At 35.8% G+C, this 21,424-nt stretch carries 16 protein-coding genes and 2 tRNA genes; 7 read left to right on the plus strand and 11 right to left on the minus strand.

Annotated elements, in window-relative coordinates; all coding sequences use genetic code 11:
- Positions 1-2,088, minus strand: coding sequence for an ATP-dependent DNA helicase RecG (recG, locus tag ACRRVB_RS03080; protein ID WP_432466519.1), 2,088 nt, complete (start codon positions 2,086-2,088; stop codon positions 1-3).
- A 1,343-nt stretch (positions 2,089-3,431) separates the two neighbouring features.
- Here recG and ACRRVB_RS03085 point away from each other — a divergent pair.
- Entirely contained in the window at positions 3,432-3,635 is a 204-nt protein-coding gene (locus ACRRVB_RS03085) for a hypothetical protein (protein WP_432466520.1), read from the plus strand.
- 318 nt (positions 3,636-3,953) lie between these two features.
- Here the strand turns inward: ACRRVB_RS03085 and dnaX are convergent, their stop codons facing one another.
- From dnaX to ACRRVB_RS03105, 4 genes are all read right to left on the minus strand, one after another.
- Complete coding sequence (dnaX, locus tag ACRRVB_RS03090) at positions 3,954-5,699, minus strand: DNA polymerase III subunit gamma/tau (protein WP_432466521.1); 1,746 nt, start codon at positions 5,697-5,699, stop codon at positions 3,954-3,956.
- A 30-nt stretch (positions 5,700-5,729) separates the two neighbouring features.
- Positions 5,730-6,863 (minus strand): molecular chaperone DnaJ, encoded by a 1,134-nt coding sequence (dnaJ, locus tag ACRRVB_RS03095; protein ID WP_432466522.1) that lies wholly within the window; start codon positions 6,861-6,863, stop codon positions 5,730-5,732.
- The gene (locus ACRRVB_RS03100) at positions 6,864-7,586 is read right to left on the minus strand and encodes a nucleotide exchange factor GrpE (RefSeq protein WP_432466523.1); all 723 of its coding nucleotides are present in this window, start codon (positions 7,584-7,586) and stop codon (positions 6,864-6,866) included.
- Positions 7,587-7,719: 133 nt separating this feature from the next.
- Positions 7,720-8,319: a 1-acyl-sn-glycerol-3-phosphate acyltransferase gene (locus tag ACRRVB_RS03105; RefSeq protein WP_432466524.1), complete on the minus strand. Its 600-nt coding sequence runs from the start codon at positions 8,317-8,319 to the stop codon at positions 7,720-7,722.
- A gap of 293 nt (positions 8,320-8,612) precedes the next feature.
- Between ACRRVB_RS03105 and ACRRVB_RS03110 the strand changes: the two genes are divergently transcribed.
- The 5 genes from ACRRVB_RS03110 (at position 8,613) to ACRRVB_RS03130 (ending at position 10,852) form a co-directional block, all read left to right on the plus strand.
- Positions 8,613-8,686 (plus strand) — tRNA-Asn (locus ACRRVB_RS03110).
- Between the two features lie 104 nt (positions 8,687-8,790).
- Positions 8,791-9,699, plus strand: a complete 909-nt coding sequence (locus ACRRVB_RS03115; RefSeq protein WP_432466525.1) for a site-specific tyrosine recombinase — start codon at positions 8,791-8,793, stop codon at positions 9,697-9,699.
- 61 nt (positions 9,700-9,760) lie between these two features.
- Positions 9,761-9,834: transfer RNA gene (locus ACRRVB_RS03120), tRNA-Val, on the plus strand.
- A gap of 114 nt (positions 9,835-9,948) precedes the next feature.
- Complete coding sequence (locus ACRRVB_RS03125; RefSeq protein WP_432466526.1) at positions 9,949-10,101, plus strand: hypothetical protein; 153 nt, start codon at positions 9,949-9,951, stop codon at positions 10,099-10,101.
- A gap of 76 nt (positions 10,102-10,177) precedes the next feature.
- A complete protein-coding gene (locus ACRRVB_RS03130; protein WP_432466527.1) occupies positions 10,178-10,852 on the plus strand; it encodes a 4'-phosphopantetheinyl transferase superfamily protein in 675 nt (224 codons plus the stop codon).
- Between the two features lie 124 nt (positions 10,853-10,976).
- Here the strand turns inward: ACRRVB_RS03130 and tsaE are convergent, their stop codons facing one another.
- The 6 genes from tsaE to ACRRVB_RS03160 all read right to left on the minus strand — a co-directional run bounded on the left by tsaE (position 10,977) and on the right by ACRRVB_RS03160 (position 20,734).
- Entirely contained in the window at positions 10,977-11,390 is a 414-nt protein-coding gene (tsaE, locus tag ACRRVB_RS03135) for a tRNA (adenosine(37)-N6)-threonylcarbamoyltransferase complex ATPase subunit type 1 TsaE (RefSeq protein WP_432466528.1), read from the minus strand.
- A gap of 9 nt (positions 11,391-11,399) precedes the next feature.
- A complete protein-coding gene (locus tag ACRRVB_RS03140; protein ID WP_432466529.1) occupies positions 11,400-13,568 on the minus strand; it encodes a MutS-related protein in 2,169 nt (722 codons plus the stop codon).
- A 146-nt stretch (positions 13,569-13,714) separates the two neighbouring features.
- Positions 13,715-16,018, minus strand: coding sequence for a type I DNA topoisomerase (topA, locus tag ACRRVB_RS03145; RefSeq protein ID WP_432466530.1), 2,304 nt, complete (start codon positions 16,016-16,018; stop codon positions 13,715-13,717).
- Between the two features lie 159 nt (positions 16,019-16,177).
- The gene (locus ACRRVB_RS03150; RefSeq protein WP_432466531.1) at positions 16,178-18,799 is read right to left on the minus strand and encodes a BamA/OMP85 family outer membrane protein; all 2,622 of its coding nucleotides are present in this window, start codon (positions 18,797-18,799) and stop codon (positions 16,178-16,180) included.
- A 144-nt stretch (positions 18,800-18,943) separates the two neighbouring features.
- Positions 18,944-19,990, minus strand: coding sequence for a tRNA preQ1(34) S-adenosylmethionine ribosyltransferase-isomerase QueA (gene queA, locus ACRRVB_RS03155; protein ID WP_432466532.1), 1,047 nt, complete (start codon positions 19,988-19,990; stop codon positions 18,944-18,946).
- Between the two features lie 123 nt (positions 19,991-20,113).
- On the minus strand, positions 20,114-20,734 hold the full coding sequence (locus tag ACRRVB_RS03160; protein ID WP_432466533.1) for a hypothetical protein: 621 nt from the start codon (positions 20,732-20,734) through the stop codon (positions 20,114-20,116).
- 272 nt (positions 20,735-21,006) lie between these two features.
- Between ACRRVB_RS03160 and ACRRVB_RS03165 the strand changes: the two genes are divergently transcribed.
- Entirely contained in the window at positions 21,007-21,372 is a 366-nt protein-coding gene (locus tag ACRRVB_RS03165; RefSeq protein ID WP_432466534.1) for a YraN family protein, read from the plus strand.
- The last annotated feature ends 52 nt before the right edge of the window (positions 21,373-21,424 follow it).

The following is a 21,424-nucleotide window of genomic DNA, read 5'->3' on the forward strand; positions in this document are numbered from 1 at the left end:
TTATCCTATTCTATTCCAATCTCCAGCGGAAGCTAGTAATCTAGTATATTCCTTATGAATTACCAAATGATCAAGCTGTTGAAAATTTGGGTCTTGTTGAATAATATCTTTAGCAATCCCACGTGCTGCTTCTAAAATAGCAGCATCTTTAGACAAATCAGCTATTTTTAAATTTAGTAGGCCACTTTGTTGCACGCCCATTAGGTCACCTGGACCACGGAGTTTAAGATCCAACTCAGCTATTTCAAATCCATTATTGGTTTTGACCATTACTTCCATTCGTTTTTTTCCTATTTTATTTAAACGATAGTCGGTCATCAATATACAATAAGATTGCGCACTACCACGTCCTACCCTGCCACGCAGTTGATGCAATTGGGACAATCCAAATCGCTCCGCGCTTTCAATAAGGATTACGGTAGCATTGGGTACATTAATGCCAACCTCTATAACCGTTGTTGCCACTAAAATACGTGTCTCGTTCTTTTCAAAACGCTTCATTTCTATTTCTTTGGCCAAACCATCCATCTTTCCATGTACTATGCCAATAGGCGTATCTGGAAAAGCCCTAGAAACAGAGGTATAGCCATCCATAAGGTTGTGGTAATCCAACACAGCAGAAGCTTCCACAAGAGGATACACAATGTATATCTGTCTACCTAATAGAAGTTGTTCTTTTATCAGTTGAAAAACTTTTAACCGAAAATTTTCATAGTAGTGTTGCGTCTTAATAGGTTTCCTCCCTGAAGGCAATTCATAAATAGTGGAAAGATCCAAATCACCATAAAAAGTCATGGCCAAAGTCCTTGGAATAGGCGTAGCCGTCATAATCAGTATATGTGGCGCATAAACCTGATTTTTAGTCAAAAGACCAGCACGTTGTGCAACACCAAAACGGTGTTGTTCATCTATTATAAAAAAGCCCAGCTCATTAAATACAACCGCATCACCAAGTAACGCATGGGTACCTACCACAATAGTAAGTAGACCTACCTTTAGGCGATACAAAATATGGTCCCTCTCTTTTTTTTTTGTACTACCTGTGAGTAAAGCAATATTTAAATGTAGATGTTGTGCAAAAACCCGAAAACGTTCAAAATGCTGATGGGCTAAAATCTCAGTAGGCGCCATAACCGCTACCTGTACTTTGCTACTCACCACCATTAACATCGCCAAAAAAGCAACTATCGTTTTACCGCTTCCCACATCACCTTGTAAAAGTCTATTCATCTGATTTCCAGAACGTATATCACGATAGATCTCTTTAATAGCCTGCTTTTGGCCATCGGTTAAATGAAAAGGTAAATGGTGGTGGTAAAATGCATGGAACAGGGATAAATCATTAAAAATTTTACCATCTTGTTTGGTAGCATAAATCTGTTTTTGCTTAAGCAGCTTTAATTGAATATAGAATAACTCCTCAAACTTCAGCCGCCTTAGGGCCTGTCTTAGTACCGATTCATCATTAGGGAAATGAATATTTTGAAAAGCTTCTTTTAAAGAAAACAGTTGATAGCGTCTTAACAAATAATTGGGTAAAGTTTCTTCTACCGTTGTACAGATCTGACTCAACAACTTTTTTTGCAGAAACGCAATTCCCTTTGTATCTAACTGATGCCGCTTTAGTTTTTCTGTAGTATGATACAAAGGCAATAGGTTATCTTTTTTTTTTTGATGAGTCTCTATAAAACAAAATTCTGGGTGCATCATTTGTATCGGACCTTGTGGTAAAAAAACAGGTTTACCCCAGATACGGTACAATACATTTGGTTTAATTTTTTTTATAATCCAAGAAAAGTTATGAAACCATATCAATTGCAGTTGTCCCGTTTGGTCTTCAAACTGTGCCACCAGTTTCTTCTTTCCTTTATCAATCTTTTCCAATTTGGTAATGTATCCTTGTAGTTGTACACTGGAAGGAGCAGACGCTAGCGATGCAATTGTAAAAATACGGCTTCTATCTTCGTATCGAAATGGATAATGTTTTAAAAGATCTTCATAGGTATGTATATTGAGTTCATCTTTAAGCAGACGCCCTTTATCCAGTCCTGCAAGTAAAGTTATATCTCTAGAGAAAAAATCATCCATGGTTACCCCTATTTTCTAGATTATCTTAATCGATTAAACCATTATACTACTATTCGGTCACAGCAGTACCTACACTTTCATACTTATCCCCATCTACTCAAGAAGCATTATAAATAACTTGATCTAAAAAAAGAATTAAGTTTTTATTATCTAGTGGATATCTGGAAAACATATCTTAAAAAGAAAATTGTGTATAACTGTTTGTGAAAGTGACTGGTTTATCCACTATCCATTTGGCCTTACAATGAATCTCTGCCTCTATTCTAAATGGTAACTTGAAAAGTTTTTACAATCAACTTCAATAACTCAGTTTTTATAAATATGGTACATATTTGATGTGTAATATATATTTAATTGTATATCAAATAAATATATTTATTTTCGAGGCCATATTGTATTTAAAATGTACATCCATTGCAAACGATTTTTAGTTGTATTTTAATTGATTTTTATTGTATTTTGATAATCAGTTTAAAAAATTTATAAAAACTATTTCTTATCTATCTTGTGACTTAAAAAAATAAACATATAATATGATCATCATATATATTGAAACATATCTTCCTGTAAAATTATGATTAAAAATTCATCAAAAAGATATTTTCTGATTTAAAACCTACCTAAACAATAAACAGGGCGGGACTATGGATAAAAAGTGTATAACCTTTTTCTTAATAGTTTTGGTTATATCAAGTGTATAACTATTGATGGTGTTATTTTTACATGGTTTGTTTTGCTGGACAGGTTCATAAGAAGCTTCATATGTAGAGTTTTTGTGTAAAATCTTTAATAAATATCGTAAAGAACCTAAAATATAGATTTATTATATTGCTCTGAGTGTTTGAGAGAAAATCTTTTTCTTTGTCTCCATAACTGAGTATGTTTAAACCCACTATAGATTAAAAAGTTATCTTTTTAATCTATAGTTAAAAACTCTATCCCAACGACCTATAATTGTTTAGCCCTTTATTATGCGTAAATGTGTGGATTACTTGCAAGATGAATAAGTAATTGCTTCGCATACATAATGCGTAAATTTTATCAGCAAAACATTAAATATATTGTACCTTTCTACTAATTTTTATAGACTTGCATCTGACTTTTAGTCAAATATTACATCCAAATGTACATACGCTTAAAGCGTGTTTAATAGCTCAGCATGCTAGATCCATTCCATGCTTTTGTACCATTTAAATATTATTTGTATACAATTTTATCTAATCTATGAAAAAAATAAACGGTAAAGTAGCCTTACACATTGGTTTGTTAAGTTTAAGCAGTTTATCTTCTTGTATGCACACTAAATAAGGAATGCATATAGATCATCAAAAAAAACAGATAGCTTGATTGCTATAGAACCGTTCAATAATGGCATAGCTACATCTAATAATAGAAATTTTAGCCAAGAAACAACAGATAGAGATAATCAAGAACAAACAAGTAGTTTGACTGCTACAGACCAAATTACTATAGACCAATTGAATAATCGCATACCTACGCTGAGCAATAGAATGTGTAGCCTAAACGCAAGAAAAAAGCAAAAATAGTGATTACACTATCTGTTTTAAGTTAACGTCAATTCGGGATTAGGTTTTTACTTAAGTATGTTGAAACAGCTCCTTTGTCTTTTAAATTTGGAGATTCAAAAAACCAAATTACCAAAGGAGGCAATTATGCATGTATCAAAACTAGTAGAAATATATTATACTATTGATGAATTTTAAAAAAATTTGTTCCATAACTTAATCTTACATTTTTATTGTAACAATCTATACGAATCACACAGATTATTACAGTAGTAATAAAATTAAACCAATTCTAATCCACGTTAATACTCAGGTAGGTAGTCGATTAAGGTTGACCCATTAGTAAGCTACTTCCAACATAAATCGTTCTTGGAGTAGTGCTATGACACTGTTTTTTTTACTCAAGTAGCTTAATTTTTCTTGATCTGTATAAGGTTTTTCAGGAACGGTCTGGTTGACCAAAATACCTTGAATAGTAATGGTAGGATGGCTCAATTTTTTGCGAATGGTAGACAAAATTTCTTCTTTTAGACTTTGTAACAGTTCTGCTTGTATTGGATTGATTAATGAAATGGTAACAACAGAACCTTCTATCTTGATGGGCTGACCCATAAGATGATAAGCAGCTATGCAACCATTATTTTTAAGTTGTTGCCTATAATCAGCAAAACAAGCTTGAACCATCTCTTCCGATATTGCTTCCTTCCAATCACATCCATGTTCTATTTTTTTTTTTAAATCGACCGTGTTTGATTTTTTCTTTCCAGCCAATGAAGCCTTTAGGCTTGCTAAGTTAGGAATAGCTATGGTCTCTGGCTGTTGAGTAGATGTTACCGGCTTCACAACCAGATGGTCCAAAGTATGGTTTGACTGGGCCAATGGTGTTACAGATGATCTGACCGAATCAGCTGATCTAGATTTGGCTATAACTGCTTCTTGAGAGTGATCTAATTTGGGCAATGGGTCTATTGTGCTTTCTGGAATAGAAAGATGGGGAGTAGCTAGTTCAATCAGTGCCAACTCTACATGCAATCTTTGGTGTTGACTAGACTTATAGCCTATATCGCACTGGTTTAAACGGGTCAACGCTTTCAATAAGAAAGACATCGTGCATCTAGTAGCATATTCAGCATAACGTGGACGAATATTGTCAGTAACTTCTAAAAGCGGAAGCGTAGCGCTGTCTTTACAAACCAATACATTGCGTAAATGTTCGCCCAATCCTATTATAAAATGGTGGCCGTTAAATCCTTTGCGTAAGACCGTATCATAGAGGGAAAGAACCGCAGAAATATTGCCTGTTAAGCAAGCTTCTGTACATTTAAAATAATAGTCATAATCCAGGATTTGAAGATGATCGCGTGTATTCGTATAGGTAACCGTACCCGATATACCTGCAGAAGTAGTGATCAAATCAAACATAGAAAGCGCATCCCGCATCGCACCTTCTGCTTTTTGGGCAATCAACTGCAGTGCAGATTCTTCATAACCAATAGAGGCCTGGTTAGCAATTGTTTTAAGCTGTGTAACAATGTCTTCTAACTTAATTCTGTTAAAATTAAATATTTGACAACGAGATAAAATCGTAGGTAAAACTTTGTGCCGTTCTGTAGTAGCTAATATAAATATAGCATAACTAGGGGGTTCTTCAAGTGTTTTAAGCAAAGCATTAAAGGCAGCATTAGAGAGCATATGGACCTCATCTATAATGTATATCTTATATTTACCCGTTTGGGGCGCGTACCGGACCTGACTCACTAGGTCACGCATATCTTCTACAGAATTATGAGAGGCTGCATCTAACTCATAGACATGGAGCGCGCGATTGCTACTTAAGCTAAGACAATTGGCACAATGGTTGCAAGGCTCTACTGCTGCTGTAACTTCTAAGCAATTGATGGCTTTTGCCAATATACGCGCACAAGTAGTTTTACCCACACCACGTGGACCACAAAAAAGAAAAGCATGTGCAAGCTGTTGCGTAGCTATTGCATTCTTTAGTGTGGTTGTAATGTGGGACTGACTGATTACATCTTTAAAAGTAGTAGGACGATATTTTCGTGCAGAAACTACAAATTGGGTCATGGGAGCACTTTAAACGATAGCATATTGGTGCTATCCTTGAAAAAAAGATTTAATCCGATCAAAAAAGCTTTCTTCTTTCTTATTTGGTTTAGGTATAAAGTTAGGCGAGTCCTTAAGAGAAAGTAGCATCTCTTTTTCTTCTTTTGTAAGCTCTTGTGGGATCCAAACTTGGATAAAAACCAACTGATCTCCCTTTTTGCCATAACCATTTATATCTGTAATACCTTTTCCTTTTAATTTAAAAACCTCGCTACATGATGTTCCAGGTGGGATTTTAAGCCGAACTTTGCCATATATAGTGGGGACTTCCATTTCGCAACCTAGGGTGACATCTATAAAGCTAACGTGTAAAGTATAACAAATATTATTGCCTTTACGCTTTAAAAGATCGTTTTCTTCTTCGTCTATTTGGACAATCAAACTACCTGGTGTACCGCCACGGAGTGGAGCATTGCCTTTGCCACGTAGGGTCAGCTCCATATTTTTTTTTACCCCCTTGGGTATCTTAAAGGTAATAAGATCTTCTATAAATTTTCTTCCTTCTCCTTGACAATCAATGCAAGATGTTTTAATACGGCTACCCGTTCCCGTACAGTGGTTGCAAATGGCTTCTGTAAGCATATTGCCCAGCATGGTTTGGGTCGTTTTACGTACTACACCTTGCCCTTTACAGGGGACACATTTTTCTACAGAAAGTCCATTTTCTGCTCCATTACCGCCACATGCTTCACAACTTGTATAACGTTTTACCTTGATTTTTTTTTCCGTACCTAATGCAACCTCTTCAAGGTTTAGTTTGATTCTTATGCGTAAGTCTTCGCCACGATTAGCGGCCCGTCTTGTTCTTCTGCCGCTACTAAAAAAACTACCAAAAGGAGAATCTTGAAATAGATCGTTCAAATCACCCTCAAAAATATCATCTTCATAAGGCCTGCCTCCTCCTTGGTATCCAGTTGTACCAAATTGATCATATTGCTGTTTTTTCTCTGGGTTACTTAACACATCATAGGCTTCTGTAGCAGCTTTAAATTTCTCTTCTGCTGCTTTATTTCCTGGATTTTTGTCAGGATGGTATTGCATAGCTATCTTTCGATAGGCCTTTTTAATCTCTTCTGCAGTGGCATTGCGTTCTACACCCAGAATATTGTAATAATCTTTTTCCATTTATACTCCAATTATAACTTTAGCGAAGCGTAACACATATTCATTAATTAGGTATCCTTTTTCTACTACTGTTACAATTTTTCCTTGCATTTCAAGATTATCTACGGGTTGCTGCATAATCGCTTCATGCAAGTCGGCATTAAATGTACTGCCTTGTTCTATGGCTATTTCTTCTACACCATACTTTTTTAAAAGTCCACATAATTTATCATAGATTAGTTTGATACCTTCAAGATGTTGAACGACTGCTTGTGTATCCTGTAAGGCCATTATACATCGCTCAAAATCATCTATAATTGGTAAGAGTTCTTTTAGTGTTTGCTCGTTGGCCTTATTGGTAAGGGCTATACGTTCTTTAGCCGCACGTTTCTTAAAATTATCAAATTCAGCATAAAGGCGAAGGTATTTGTTATTTGTTTCCTCTAGTAGTGATTGCAGCTGATGGAATGAACTTATATCAGGATTCAATATTTGTTTATGTACATCATCTAGCCTATCACCTGACTGACAGCAACCCATATGCAATTCTGTTTCTCGTGGATTGCTAGAATTTATTTCATGCTCTTGTGGGCCACAGCAGCATGGTTGATCCATAGCTTCTTCGCCACTGCAGCAACATGGTTGACTGGTTTTGTTTCCTCCATTGCAGCAACCTGTTTGGTTTTTATCTACTTCCGATGAGCAGCATCTTGTTTCGTTTGTATGTGTATCTTGTAACTTCATGCTTTATATGTATTGAATATGATGAGATGGCCTCATAACTGAAATATAAAAGTTAAAAGTAATCGCTTGCGTTCATGCTATATGGTTATGCAATTTTTTTGCCAAACGCTTTTCATAGTGTCAATTTGTCATATCAAACAACACCCTGCTTTGGATATTTGCCAAGTATATTTCGGTAAAAACTTTGAATGTTTGCTATATCTTTTTCTATGTTGCCTGTAGGATAGAAAGTTGGACCCAATCCCATTTCTTTTTTACGATAGTGTATGTATCCTAAAATAATTGGAACATTTGCTGCTTCAGCCAATCTATAAAATCCTGTTTTCCAGCGTTTTACATAGCTTCTTGTACCCTCGGGTGCAATGGCTAGTACAAGCGCATCCGCGCTATTGAGCATCTCTGCCATTACAGCTACCATATTGGTGTGCTTGATTGTTTTATTTCTATCTATTGGAATAGCACCCAGCTTTTTCATTAGGTAGGAAAGTGGAAAAAACATTACTTCTTTTTTTATGGCAAATTTAATCGTTAGATTGGGATGGCTAAGTTTAAACAACATGCCATAAAAAAAATCCCAATTACTAGTATGTGGCGCCAATGCCATTACTGCTTTTTTCCAAGTAGTTGGATGCGTTGTGTTATTAATTTTCCAACCTAAGAAATTAATAAACGCCATTGCAGATTTTTCGATCCAACTCTTTGCTGGCTTGGTCGTGCTATTTTTGGAAGTCATGATGTAATCCATTTGATTTAGATCAACCACGATGTTATTGGCTGAAATATAATATAAAAAATTTACCTTAAGATTGAGTACACTCCTACAAAATTCAATTGTTTTGGCCTAACCTTATCTCTTTTATCTCTTTTTTGACAAAAAAGAAAGAAGGAAATTGACTTAGTCAAAGCTATTAAAATTAATTTAAATATAATATGTACCATCTATTCAATGGCATGGTAAAGTTGGTCATTTTTGTGATGATTTATTGTTTATGAAAGAAAAAAATGGTAAAATTGTAATGGTTATAATCCTCCTTAGCTCAGTTGGTTAGAGCATTTGACTGTTAATCAAAGGGTCGCTGGTTCGAGTCCAGCAGGGGGAGCTTAGGCTATGGGTTTATCGGCTCTTGGTTATTGCTTTTGATTCTTGGAGGTATAGAAAGTCTTTAAATTATATTTTGTCTTCAGTTTTTGTAATAGACCAAGCATGAATTTTCTTTTGCAAGAATTTGAGACCTATCTCCGCTTGGAGCGTTTACTTGCCAACCATTCTATCAAAGCTTATCTTGCTGATGTAAAAAAATTTATCCAGTTTTTGTTCCATAAAGCGGTCACACCATTTACCGTTGATCGCGCTCATATTCAAGAATTTTTAGAGGAACTACACCAAATTGGCATAAAAGCTACCAGTCAATCGAGAATGCTTTCTAGCTTGCGTCTTTTTTACAAGTTTTTATCCTTGGGTCACCACATCACTAAGGATCCTACTAAGCTTATAGAAAGTCCTCATTTAGGTAAACATCTACCATCTATTTTGTCTATATCGGAAATTGAGCAGATCATTAAGGCGATAGACCATTCTACACCAATCGGTGTACGCAATCGAGCCATCGTAGAAACGCTTTATGGCACAGGAATACGTGTTTCTGAGTTGATCTCTTTAAAGTTAAGCTATATCTACTTCCAAGAAAATTTTATACGTGTAATTGGAAAAGGTAATAAAGAACGTTTGATACCTATTGGTGCCATGGCACTAAAACATATTAAACTTTATATAGAGGGAGTGCGTGCCCATATGGACATAAAACCCGGCTATTTAGATATTCTGTTTTTAAATCGACGTGGAAGTAGCTTGACTAGGGTAATGATTTTTTTAATGGTACAGGCACTTGCTAGAAAAGCTAAAATCAATGTAGAAGTAGGCCCTCATGTTTTTAGACATTCTTTTGCTACACATTTAATAGAGGGAGGTGCAGATTTACGTGCCATACAGGAAATGTTGGGACATAGTGCGCTTACCACTACCGAAATATATACCCATTTGGATAGAAATTATCTTCAACAAATCATGCAAGATTACCATCCAAGAAGTCACCTAAACCATCGCAATACATAATGTCGGTCCTATACCATCAATGCTTTTTTGAAAAAAAATAACTATATTTGTCCTCTTGATTGGGTTCTTAGCTCAGCTGGTTAGAGCATCTGTTTTACACACAGAAGGCCGTAGGTTCGAATCCTACAGGGCCCACATTATTTATGGTTTTTCTATATTACAGATTCTAGAAAAGCTACGATATTGGGCAGCTTGCTGTTAAAATTTTCCAATAAAAGGCCTTTCTATTAAACTTAAAATTTAGATCCTATGCCTGTTAGATTGCAACGCAAAGCAAGAAAAAATAAAATAAAAGCAGCACAACGCAAAGCTGCCATCAAGCGCCTTATGTTTGTGCCCGTTATTAAATGTTTAGATGTGGCAGCGATACGTAAAAGTTTTGCTGACCGTACTACTCTTTAATTTTATTGATTTATATATATTTACCTAAAATTGTTGTATAAAGCAGGTCAACTTTCTAAGCTATAGCTTGTTTCTTATGCCTGTTTATGATTTTTTCCTGCTTTCTTCTAATGCTTCTTGTCTTATTTGGAAAATTGAAGAAAGCTTGGCAAAATTGCGCCTTCAGTTGCATCCTCTTTTTTTAACAGATTTTCAAAATGCCAATCTATCGTCAAAAGATAGAATGCGGCAGTCTTTAGCGGTAAGAATAGCCCTTCACTGTTTATTAGAAAAATTAAATTTACCTATCTTAACGCTTGCTAAAAATGAACAAGGTAGCCCTATTTTAGATAATAGTAGTTTTTACGTTAGTTTTACCCATACCCATTATTTGGCTGCAGTAGCATTATCTACCACTTACCCTATAGGAATTGACATAGAAATAGTAAAATCTAGCTTGTATACGATACAAAAAAAGTATTTAAATGCAGAAGAAATTGAAAGCGCCAATGGTTCCTTGGAAAAATTAGCCATCTATTGGTCTGCAAAAGAAGCATTGTATAAACGTTTACATAAGCAGGCCATCCCTACTTTTAAGGATATTTTTGTAGAGCCCTTTCCATTAGGGGCCAAAGGGAAAATTATAGCTCATTTGCATCAAAAAAAGTACACAATGGGCTATCAGCAAATAGTAGAGAGAGGGCTACCGCGACATGTTTTGGTATATTGTGCGCATGAGCCAAGTGTAAGGGTTCTCTCGCATTTGTTTTAAAAAACACTTAAATTATGTTTTTCATTTAAAACTTTAATGGATATGATTCCCTATACCCAGAATTTGGAATAGGAGAGATTCTTATACAAAATCAACAACAGACGCGACAGGGCAACATCAGCTACTATAGATGACAAATTAGATTTCTACTTGTTGGTGTTTTTACTTCTATTGTAATCAAGAAACAATGTAAAGGTAATATCGATTCAATTTTTGAAGGCCATTCTATAAAACAATAGCAACCAGAAGCAAAATAACTTTCAAAATCTAGTGCAATTGCATCATCAACATTATCTAGCCTGTAGCAATCAAAATGGTAAATAGGCGTATGATCTACCGTTTCATATTCATTGATAATTGGAAAAGTTGGGCTATCGACAGTATGAACCGTTTGCAGCGCTTTACAAAGCGCTTTAATTAAAGTGGTTTTACCAGAGCCTATAGGCCCTTCTAGTAACCATATTTTGTGGCTAGCTGCATAAGCTAGCAATTGACAAGCTGTCTCTTGTAGCTCTTCCCAAACACTTTTTAAGATCATCTGTGGTTGCTACATTTTATCCCTTTTTTTATCCTTCCCTTGAAAGTATTTTAACAAAGGCCACTTTTGAGTATTTTGAACAATATCTTCTGCTTGTTTCAATAATGCTGGATCATATCCTTCCTTTTCAAGTATCCTCAAAGCAATCGATTGGTCGGCCTCACCTGGCACAACTTTATAAGTATAGTGTAATTTTTGACCTGGTTTTTCATCTATAAAAACCTTAAAATTTCTAATGCCTCTGTCTTTAAATTTATCCGCTAGATGCATTAAAATTGGATAGTGTGTAGAAACAATATGAAGCGCATTAGTGTATTTGGCCATACCAGCCAATATACTATAAGCTGCAGCACTGGCTTCAACTGGATTGGTACGGGCAAAAGGTTCATCAGAAATAGTAAAAATAAATTCATTTGGCTTGGCGTTTTCCAGCATATTCATATACCGATGCATGCGTTCCACTTCTACCATAAAGAGAGAGGCCCCACACGCTATATCGTCCTTGAGTTCTATAAAGGTGTTGATCTTATCAAAAGGAGTAATGGTTGCACTTTTAGCCGCTGCAATCCCAAAAGTTTGGCTGAGTAGTAAATTAGTTGCTACAGCAGCAATAAAAGAAGATTTTCCACCTGCATTCGGTCCACAAAGGATCATATTACGCGTATTATGGGCATCCATTTCTATAGTATTGTCTACAACTGTTTCAGGATTTAACATTGGATACCACATTCCATCTAACATTATACATGGAGTAGTTTGTTCTGAACGATCTAAAAACTTGGTAAAAGTGTAACAGTGCGTTGGAAAGGTTGTTTTGGCTTCTTTTACTAAACTGGTTATACTGATAAAACCATCTAACTGACCTAATGCATACATGGCCGGTTTTAAGGAATCTTTATGTTCTATAAACAAATTGTATGTAGCCAGTAATTTACCACTGTTTCCGCGAATATAGGACCAATTATTAAGCTTCATATCTAGCAAATTCCTTATTAAAATGCCTATTTCACTCGCTTCTTTACGTTTTTCCAATAAGGTCCGTATTGCAGTTAAGGATGGTCCATAATTGTCTTCTAATGCTTGATTGGCTCCTATAATATTGCTGATCTTTTGGATGGTTTGCATGAAAATTTGTACATCCCGCATACGGCTGGCTAGGTTGCGAAAAACGGCACTATACTCTTTATAACTTTTTATGCCACAATAACCGCGCCATACAGCTGCTGTGTGCGTAGCCGCTACACCTAAAAAAGGTAAAAGCGATGGCTGTCCATTGGTACCCTTATAATGCGTTATAACACATCCAATGGAGTAAATGGGTAGAAATAAGGGAAAGGGAGCATAGCTACTGCTTCTACTGCCTTGTAAATAACCGCCTTTTGAAATAGAAGTCATCCAGTAGGTAGCTTCACACCAAAACAGGCCTACTATCGGAAGGGAAACAAATTCCCCATATATATCTAAAAGGTTTCTAAAAAAAATCCGGGTATTAAGCTTATGCGCTATTTTATTAGCAGCAGGATTAGATGATAGGAACCGCTGATCCATATAATTCTTATATGCCTGGGTATACAGTGGATCTGTATGGGTCCATAAAGAAATCAAACGTTGTTCTACCGTTTGGTAGGATGCCAAAGTTTGTTTTAAACGTGTCAAACAAGTCGGATTTTCTAATAATAGTTGCAAGGTTTGTTGACGGTTGGTCAGTGTTGCAATATCACTGGTTGGTCTTACTAAAAGTGTAGCCAATGCACACTCACCTAGTACAGTAGTGGTACGATTAATGCGTGACAGGAAGTGATAAGCTAGATTATTAGGTCTCCCACAAAAAAGCATTAAATCTGTCCATGCATTATTGTTTAATATACTACCATTATCTGTCGGAATATTGACACCAATATTAGCAAATATTGTACGTAATACAACTTTGCGTTGGGTGCTTTCAGCCAATTTTATACTATCCGTTTGTAAAATGTTTTTTGTCTTTGTTTTTGAAGGTAACAAAGTAGAAGAGGGAGGAAGAATAGTAAAAGACCTTAGGTAATGATGTGCAATTTTTGCAGTAGTTGATTCATAGGCTACCTTTGGGTCAGCCCATACGCAGTCACTACGCATGCAATGGAGTAATAAGGTAAAACAAAATATAATGACGGTATTACGGTTTTTATTGTGACGCATAATGGGTAAAAAAAATAAAAATTACTTTTGAAGTTGTTACAAACAAATTGGTTCCCCTTTTTTACTATATCTAATCTACATATAAGGTTTTATGGATTAAAAAATCCAGTTACTGTTTTATTCAATAAGTAAGCAATAACGATTTTTTATTTATTTTTTGATTTTAGACTGTTTTCCATAATATTCAAACATTCTTTTAAGCTAAGCGACTTAGGATCTGTAATATCTTTAGGAATACGGGTATGTTTTTTGTCATTTTTAATATAAGCGCCCCATCTTCCATTTAAAATTTGTATACTTGGATCTTCAGGAAAAGTTTTGATCAATTTTTCAGCATCTACTTTCCGTTTGGCTTCAATAATTGCTATTGCATTTTGTTCATTCATGGTAAACGGATCATCTGTTTTTGGTATAGAATAAAAAAGCGAACCATGTTTAATGTATGGCCCAAATCGGCCTATATTGACCATGAGTGGAAGGGTTTCAAAGGTCCCTACTAGGCGCGGTAGTTTAAAAAGTTCCAAGGCCTCTTCTAAGGTAATGGTTTCCATACGCTGATTGGCTTGTAGCCCTGCAAAACGAGGTGGTTCCTCACGACCATCTTCTTCAATGCCTAACTGAACCAATGGACCATATTTACCCAATCGGACTATTAACGAAGCATTGGTTGCTGGATCTTTTCCTAAAAGCCTCGTATAGTTTACCATAGTTCGGTCTATGTCCGCAGTAGCTTGCACTTTAGGGTAAAAGCTATTGTAGAATTCTTTTAGCATCTGATTCCAAATCTTTGTACCCTGTGCAATCTTATCCAATTCTTTTTCTACATGTGCAGTGAAATTATAGTCTGTTACATCAGAAAAGTGTTTAACGAGAAAGTCATTGACGACAGCAGCCATATCCGTTGGGAAAAGCTTTTGCTTCTCTGCACGAACAATTTCAGTTAGTGTTTCTGTATGAATCAGTTTATTTTGTAGCGTCAATAACTTATAAGCTCGTGGAAAGCCTTCACGAGATTCCAATTTGATATACCCTCTTTTTTGAATGGTCGCGATAATAGGTGCATAAGTAGATGGACGTCCGATTTCTTTTTCTTCTAGATCCCTGACCAAAGTAGCCTCTGTATAACGAGCAGGCGGATTACTGAACCGTTCTCTAGCCAATATTTTTTCCAGAACAAGTTCTTGACCTATATGAAGCGGTGGCAACATTGTTTTGCAATCTTCTGCTTCATCAACTTGATCGTGTAGATATGCCTTTAAAAAGCCTTCAAATTTTAATACCTCCCCGGTTGCGATTAGTGGCTGTTCTGTTGTAGAAATTTGGACCGTTGCTATTGTTTTTTCTATTTGTGCATCAGCCATTTGAGAAGCGATGGCCCTGCGCCAAATTAATTCGTACAGCCGTTGTTCGTCTTTATGGCTACTGGCTACTTTTAGTGCAAAATCAGTAGGTCGTATTGCTTCATGTGCCTCTTGTGCAGTAGATGATTTAGTGGTATACGCTCTAGCCTGAAAGTAAGTAGCCCCATAGATAGTTGAAACCGTTTCCGATATACTTTGTATCGCCTCTTTGGACAGATTAACTGAATCCGTTCTCATATAAGAAATTTTACCGGTTTCATAGAGCTGCTGAGCCAGTACCATAGTACGGTTTACAGAATAGCCAAGTTTTCTACTAGCCTCTTGTTGTAATGTAGAAGTAATAAAAGGGGGAGAAGGGGACCGTTTTAATGCTTTAGTATCCAATGCTTTAATAGAAAAAATGGCTTCTTGGCATTGTTCTAAAAATGCAAAGGCTTCCTCTGCTGTTTTAAATTTCTTTGTACCATCTGCCTTCAACAACTGTTGCGTTGGTAAAATAAAAAAAGCCGATACGGCAAAATGGGCAGTTGACACGAAACGATCAATAGCTCTTTCTCGTTCTACAACCATCCTTACCGCAACAGATTGTACACGGCCTGCAGAAAGACCTGGTTTGATCTTTTTCCATAATAAAGGCGATAGATCATAGCCTACAAGTCTGTCTAAAACACGTCTGGCTTGTTGCGAATCTACCAAAGCTGAGTCAATCGCACGTGGCTGTTTCAATGCGTTTAAAACAGCCATTTTAGTAATTTCTCTAAAGACAATGCGTTGCACCTGATTGTCTTTTAACCCAAGCGTCTCTTTTAAATGCCATGAAATAGACTCCCCTTCTCGATCGTCGTCGCTAGCTAGATAAACACAATCAGAACCAATAGCCAATTTTTTAAGATGTTGTACCACCCGTTCCTTTCCAGGACTGATTTCGTAACTAGGCAAAAACCCTTCCTCAATGTTAATGGCATTATTCCCTTTAATAAGATCTCTAATATGACCATTAGAAGAGGCTACTTGATAGTTACTGCCTAAATAACGTTCTAGCGTTTTGGCTTTTGCAGGTGACTCAACAATAACTAAATTTTTTACCATAGCAATCTTTGTTGTAATAAAATCGTATGTTACAATGACATTATATAATATAATGATTATAGAGCTATAATATCAAACTTACACAAATACTAATTTGTGCAAAGCAGCGTATGGTTTTTTCATGATTAGTATAGTGGCCTGAACAATACATTATGCTAACTAACGGATACTAGGTGCAAGGGTGAAATGATATTCAAAAGAACTTTTAGCACTCCGTATATCTTTTACAGGATCCAATCTATAACCAAAATCCAAACCAAGCATTGGTATAAGAGGTATAGGCAAGATAAGACGTATGCCACCACCTATAGATTTTTTCATATTGTATAGATTGAAATCTTTATAGTTTAACCAACTATCGCCTATTTCTACAAATCCCAATAAATAGCAACAAATAGGTGCCAACGCAACTGGGTAACGCAACTCTGAAACAAACTTATTAAATAAAACACCCCCTTTTATATTTCTTGTATAGTCCTCTGGTGTAAGACACTCATCTGGATAACCACGTAGCGTAACAAAATTAGTACCCAATAATTTTATCGGCGTACTGGATGTACCGCCCAAATAAAATCGCTCAAAAGGTCCTATGTTTTTTCTAGACAAACTGTGTAAAAATCCAACATGGCCCCGAAAATGCAAGACAACATTACCAAACAAACGTTTAAAGTAATATCCATCCATTATAAATTTCCCAAATTCTTTAACCCGTGGTATAGCTGTTGTTACAGAGGGCCTATAACCCAACAAAGTATAGGGAGGTGTTAAGGTTAAAAAGTTAGACCAAGAAGCTCCACTAGTAGGATAGTTTGGATGATTGATACTAGAATATTGGCAGGCAAAATCTAATGTAAAATCATGTACGGGTCCTGATCTTTTTGTCTGATCTTGTAATAATGGATAGGATGTATACTTGTGGTAGTGGTAGTCCAGTCCCCAATGGATTTCCCAATATTTAGCAAACTTTTTTCCTAGGCCTACTCGGCCACCAATTGAGGAAATTGTACATTTTTTATCTTGTTTTGCAACTGGGAATATATTTAAGTCTACCCAATCGTCCAATGCATGATTTCCAATGTACAAAGCGTTTTGAAAGGCACTATTGAAGCTTATAGAAAATATATAAGGATGGGCTTTTAACCAAAGCCAAGGTTCTTGAAAAGAAAAAGTGAAATTTTTGTAATCTTTACCATTTATCTGAGCGGTTACATGCAACTCCTGCGCACCTCCTATGGGTATTTTTTTTGTAAAAAGGTTTTTTAAAGAAACATTATTAGAACCAAGCGTAAGCCCGGCCATAATACCGTGACCACCAGTGCAATTGAGTTTAATATCAAACTTAGGCTGTTCCTCTACTGAATAGATCAGGTCTACTGTATTTTTTGCTTGGTTTGGTTGTATATCTGGATTTAATTTTTCATTCTTAAATAATTCTAACATTGCCAAATTGCGTATGGATGCTCGAACAAGTCCTTCGTTGTATTTTTCTCCAGGTAAGGTCAGTAGCTCACGGCGAATAACGTAATCATGGGTTAATGTATTGCCTATAATATCTACTTGACCGATGGTAAACTGTTTACCTTCGTGCATTCTAATTTCTAGATCCACCTGATTGTCTTCTAGACTGGTTTCAACAACTTCTGCACAGAAATTAAAATATCCATTATTGGCATATAAATCACGAATGGTTGGGGCTGCAATGCCAGGAGTAAATCGGCTCTTAATATAGTCTGGATCATAGACTCTTCCTTTCTGCAGGTTTAACCACTTATCTAGTACTTGATCACTATAAATATAATTACCTACCCATTTGATATGGCGGATCGTATATTGCTTTCCTTCATTAATTTTTAAATAAATATTTAGCTTTCCAGCCCTAGAAGGTTTCAAACGCTCTATTGCAATATGTACGTCTCGAAATCCTTTTGATTGATAGAAAAGCATCAAATTCTCTTTAGCCTTTAGATATTTTTCTTCTGTGAAAACAGAAGGGAAAAAAGAAACATGACTAAATAAATAACGCTTCACTTCATCTATCGTTTTAGGCAATTGCAACAGTACACCGCCTTTTCGAATCGGTGCTAGGGTGATACTTTTTTTTAAAATATCCTGGACCAGTGTAAAATGGGGTGCTTCCTTTAACGCTTTAATATTATAAAGTAAGAGATCGGTATCTAAATGGTTGTTTCCTTCGAGAATGATTTTATGCACTGTACTTTTTTTACCTTTATCTATCTTAAGTTTTAAGGTAATTTTTTGATCCATTCCTTGAAAAGGAATCAATTCTGTAGAGAGCAGCACATTCCTGAAGCCTTTTTCCAAAAAGAATTTTTTAATCTTAGCAATCGTTTTTTGAAGAAAAAGTGGAGACAATGCAATATTATTATCTATGGGAACGGTTTCTAGAAGGGCTTTTTGGTCTTTTTTGGTTAACCCTTCTAACAGATAGTTGACCAACTGAGGATGCTCTTCTACACGAATAATAAACGTTGCTAAATGATTGATCTGATCCACTTCAGATAAATAGATCGCAACAGATTTGATACCATCATGTTTGGCAATTTTTCGAATAGAACGAGGAATTTGTTCAGAAGATGAATCAATTATTTTGCCCTCTTGTAAACCAGAAAGTCTAATCAATACGTCAGTATCTACAAAAAGATTGCCTTCTACCTGAATTTTGCGTACAGTATAACCAGTTGTATTAAGAGTGGGTTGTGCCCATCCTATATGTAGATAGCACAGAATAAATAAGCCGCACAACCGCTTAATTTTTTTCATATTTGTAGCAATCATTAGCATAATAAATAGAATAAATGTTCTTTTTCGTTGAAGATTCAAAAAATACAGCTTACCACGAGACAACTTCTTCCGAATATAGGGAATTATTAATGGTATGGCATACTAAAATGCACTACATTATAATTATATAATCAACATAGAATCGCCATACAGAAAAAATCGATAGGCTTCTTTGATTGCTTCGGCATACGCATCTAAAATTAATTCCTCTCCTCCAAAAGCAGCTACACTCACCAAAGAAATAGAAGAAGGAAGATGAAAGGTAGTCAATAATGCATTGCAAACTTTAAAAGAATAAGAAGGTAAAATAAACTTATTGGTCCAGTCACTGGCTGGTTTTATTTGACAAGCAACTGAAACAGAGGATTCTATAGCTCTTAATACTGAAGTCCCCACAGCACAAACTTTTTTTTGATGCTGCAAGCTGTCGTTTACCACCATTGCCGTTTCTGGGGTGATCGTAAAACGCTCAGAAGAAGCCCTTACCTTGGTTAGATCTTCCATATCAATGGTACTCAGTTCACCTAAACCAATGTGCAATGTAACCGGTACAACAGAAATGTTCTGTAAAGCTAAATATTTCAATAGATAAGGGGTAAAATGCAATCCAGCAGCTGGCAATACAATACTACCTATATTTTGCGCAAATATAGTCTGATAATAGTCTCTATCTTCTGGCTTAGAAGAACGTCCTATTTGAGGAGGTAAAGGCATATGGCCAATTTGGTTGATCAGTGCATAAAATTCTTCTTCCGTGCGGTCAAACAACAATTTAAGGGTACGGCCTCTTGAAGTTGTATTATCTATAATTTCAGCCACCAACTCACCATTTCCAAAATAAATTTTATTCCCTATACGAATTTTGCGTGCTGGCTCTACAATGGTATCCCACAAACCATGCTCATCATTTAATTTTCGTAATAAAAGTACTTCTACTTGTGCATTTGTTTTTTCTTTACAACCATAAAGCTTACAAGGTAATACTTTAGAATCATTGACCACCAAGGTGTCCCCTTCACTAAAATAAGTAGGCAGGTCTTTAAAGGTTTTATGCTCTATTTTGCCGCTATTTTTGTGTACAACCATTAAACGGGCATCTTCCTTTCCCTCGATTGGATACTGTGCAATGCTATGCGCTGGCAGCTCAAACTTAAAATTTGATAGTTTCATAGTATGTATATAATTTAAAAAAGTTATATGCCCTTTGTAGGCTGCTTTGGTCCAATGCACCTAGTTGTCCATTAACGATCATTATCTATCCTTCAATTATTTAACGATACCTGGCAGGTATGATTAAAATAAAAAACACAAATCAAGGCAAAAAAAGTTATTATGAAGATAGGTTGAACCATCATTTGAATCTTTTTTATACATCACACCAGGTACATCCCAACAATAACTTAATCCTATAGCAAGGCTATTGGTCAAACTAAAATCATACTTTAGACCACCACCTAAAAGGATAAAACAGCCTAAGGGCCGTTGGGTCAAAACAGCAGCTTTGTCTGAATCGGATTGTGGATCGAATCGTCTAGGTAAATGTATAGAGGGTATGAGACCTAGCTTACAATAGATGCTGGTATCAATCATTACCTCACTGGTATAAAATCTACATAGACAAGGTATCCAGAGATAACGTAAAGAACAAGCTCTATAACTAGCCGCACGTGTCCATTCCATATGGCTTAAAACATAGGAAATACCTACACTAAGGCCAACGTACTCCTGTAGCACAAAGTGATAGGCACCACCAAAATGTAAGCTTAAGGAATTCCCTTTCGTATCAAGGGGTGGGTTCATTCGACTATACACCCTATTAATAGTGTAAGAAGGGGACAATTCAGCACTAAAACGACCAGGTAATGCTATGGCATTACTAAGACCCATTGAAAAATACAAAGCTAAAATTACCATCCTCCTCATAGGGAACTAAATTACAGCTATTTTATGGTAAAAATAAATTTATATTTATTTAATTATACTAAGTTTTTATTTTCCACCTTTTAATACAGTCTCTCTGGCTGGAACAAGCTCCCAAAATAAAATTCTAAATTTTACATAAAGTGCCATCGGATCATGGAACAATAAGTTCATACTTTAAAAAAGCGTCTTTAAGGAAACTATTTTTTATATTTATTTAGCATCCATAATCTCTGTATAGCATACCCACTATTGATTTATAGCCTATGCCTACAAAAAACATGGCACAATCCTTTGGTCAATACGCAGAAATAGTTGCTGCAGATTACTTAGTAAAAAAAGGATTTAAGATACTGGCGCAAAATTTTCGTTACAAACGCTTTGAAATAGATCTTATTGTTAAAAAAGACGAATTGATTGTTTTTGTTGAGGTAAAAGCACGTAAGAATAATTTATTTGGCTATCCAGAAGATTTTGTTAACCAAAAGAAAATGCGTGCCCTACGCGTGGCTGCCACACACTACTTACGTACCCAAAATAGCCAACAGGCCATACGTTTCGATATTATAGCGGTACTAGGTAGTCAAGAACAAATTACCCAAATTGTACATTTGGAAGATGGTTTCTATTGAATTTCTATTAATAAAATTTCTTGTAGCCAAAGACATTTTTGTGCTACGTTTT

It is taken from the genome of Candidatus Cardinium hertigii (assembly GCF_050864855.1).
GTDB classification, from domain to species: Bacteria; Bacteroidota; Bacteroidia; order Cytophagales; family Amoebophilaceae; genus Cardinium; species Cardinium hertigii_C.

What these genes read in the sequence shown, in the direction of transcription:
- recG (WP_432466519.1), bottom strand. Translation starts at nt 2,088, where the DNA reads ATGGATGATTTTTTCTCTAGAGATATAACTTTACTTGCAGGACTGGAT.
- queA (WP_432466532.1), bottom strand. Translation starts at nt 19,990, where the DNA reads ATGAAACTATCAAATTTTAAGTTTGAGCTGCCAGCGCATAGCATTGCA.
- ACRRVB_RS03160 (WP_432466533.1), bottom strand. Translation starts at nt 20,734, where the DNA reads ATGGTAATTTTAGCTTTGTATTTTTCAATGGGTCTTAGTAATGCCATA.
- ACRRVB_RS03100 (WP_432466523.1), bottom strand. Translation starts at nt 7,586, where the DNA reads ATGAAGTTACAAGATACACATACAAACGAAACAAGATGCTGCTCATCG.
- ACRRVB_RS03105 (WP_432466524.1), bottom strand. Translation starts at nt 8,319, where the DNA reads ATGACTTCCAAAAATAGCACGACCAAGCCAGCAAAGAGTTGGATCGAA.
- dnaJ (WP_432466522.1), bottom strand. Translation starts at nt 6,863, where the DNA reads ATGGAAAAAGATTATTACAATATTCTGGGTGTAGAACGCAATGCCACT.
- ACRRVB_RS03130 (WP_432466527.1), top strand. Translation starts at nt 10,178, where the DNA reads ATGCCTGTTTATGATTTTTTCCTGCTTTCTTCTAATGCTTCTTGTCTT.
- dnaX (WP_432466521.1), bottom strand. Translation starts at nt 5,699, where the DNA reads ATGACCCAATTTGTAGTTTCTGCACGAAAATATCGTCCTACTACTTTT.
- tsaE (WP_432466528.1), bottom strand. Translation starts at nt 11,390, where the DNA reads ATGATCTTAAAAAGTGTTTGGGAAGAGCTACAAGAGACAGCTTGTCAA.
- ACRRVB_RS03150 (WP_432466531.1), bottom strand. Translation starts at nt 18,799, where the DNA reads ATGAAAAAAATTAAGCGGTTGTGCGGCTTATTTATTCTGTGCTATCTA.
- ACRRVB_RS03125 (WP_432466526.1), top strand. Translation starts at nt 9,949, where the DNA reads ATGCCTGTTAGATTGCAACGCAAAGCAAGAAAAAATAAAATAAAAGCA.
- topA (WP_432466530.1), bottom strand. Translation starts at nt 16,018, where the DNA reads ATGGTAAAAAATTTAGTTATTGTTGAGTCACCTGCAAAAGCCAAAACG.
- ACRRVB_RS03115 (WP_432466525.1), top strand. Translation starts at nt 8,791, where the DNA reads ATGAATTTTCTTTTGCAAGAATTTGAGACCTATCTCCGCTTGGAGCGT.
- ACRRVB_RS03140 (WP_432466529.1), bottom strand. Translation starts at nt 13,568, where the DNA reads ATGCGTCACAATAAAAACCGTAATACCGTCATTATATTTTGTTTTACC.
- ACRRVB_RS03165 (WP_432466534.1), top strand. Translation starts at nt 21,007, where the DNA reads ATGCCTACAAAAAACATGGCACAATCCTTTGGTCAATACGCAGAAATA.